The sequence below is a fragment of the Lawsonibacter hominis genome (assembly GCF_014287895.1).
Lineage (GTDB): Bacteria > Bacillota > Clostridia > Oscillospirales > Oscillospiraceae > Lawsonibacter_A > Lawsonibacter_A hominis.
Map to the genome: position 1 here is coordinate 1 of NZ_JACOPP010000074.1, position 1159 is coordinate 1159.

At 48.7% G+C, this 1159-nt stretch carries 1 protein-coding gene and 1 pseudogene; both read left to right on the forward strand.

Going from position 1 to position 1159, the window contains the following annotated elements; genetic code table 11:
* Positions 1–139 (forward strand): annotated as a pseudogene (locus H8S57_RS16800) (IS256 family transposase); the annotation flags it as partial.
* A gap of 103 nt (positions 140–242) precedes the next feature.
* A complete protein-coding gene (locus H8S57_RS16805; RefSeq protein WP_186909087.1) occupies positions 243–1085 on the forward strand; it encodes a DUF4417 domain-containing protein in 843 nt (280 codons plus the stop codon).
* Positions 1086–1159: the final 74 nt, after the last annotated feature.

The following is a 1159-nucleotide window of genomic DNA, read 5'->3' on the forward strand; positions in this document are numbered from 1 at the left end:
TTTCCCGGATGGTAACTCCGCCCTCATGCTGGTCTGTGCCCGCCTGCGCCATGTGGCCGGCACCCAGTGGGGCAACAAAAAGTACATGAACATGAAGCACCTGGAGGCTGCCGTTGAGGACGCCTCCATTGCTGGCTGACTTCATTCATTCCAGAGCCTGCAAACCAATTTGCGCAAAATCCTTGACACTACCACCCTGCCTGTAGAAGGACTTGTTCCTTACTGTAAATAGGAGGGCAATTATGACAGAAGAAAACTACAATTACCGCACCAGACAGGCCCTGCTTCGCAATCAATTTCCCGGCAGAGGGAAACTGCAAATTCCTGTTATCCCTAAATTTCAGGAAAGAGCAGGTGATTTTAACGATCTTCTACTCATCGGATTTGATAAAACGCATTTGGAGGATCAGAACCACCTTGACCGGATGGTACATTTCTTCCTGTATGACTACCATTTCGAGCGGGTCTGGAAGAACCCGGACAGTGATATTGAAAAGCTGGCCCGTTACCGGGCGGTGCTGTCGCCGGATTTCAGTATGTATCTGGAAATGGCTCCGGTGATGCAGTTATACAATGTGTTCCTCAACCGCTGGTGCGGAGCCTACTGGGCATCCAAGGGAATTCGCGTGATCCCGACTGTCAACTGGGGCGACGAATCCACCTTCGATTTCTGTTTTGAGGGAATTGAAAAAGGCAGTGTGGTGGCGGTCTCCACCTACATGGCATCCGAACACGATAACCGACAGGATCAGAAGGACTGGTTCATGGCTGGTTACAATGAGATGCTGCGCCGCATCGAGCCGGAGAAGATCATCTGCTACAACACACCGTTCCCCGAGATGCAGGGAAATATTGTGTACGTGGACTATGAACGCAGTTCCTGGAAATATATGAGCTATGAGCGGGGCTTTCGAAAAGAAGATCTGGACACGTTCAAAATTGGTAGTACATCAAGTCAAAATGGTGATACAATAGAGCCATACCTGATCGGCGGTGACACTTTTAAGGGTGGTGGTAGTGCCTATGGTGGAAAATGGAAGTGGAGGGATATCATAGAAGTGCAGAGAGTAAACACCCAAAAGTGATAGAATAAGAAATACAGGAAGGTGTTTACGATGCGCAAATATGATAAGGAATTCAAAGAGGAAGCAGTCAAGCT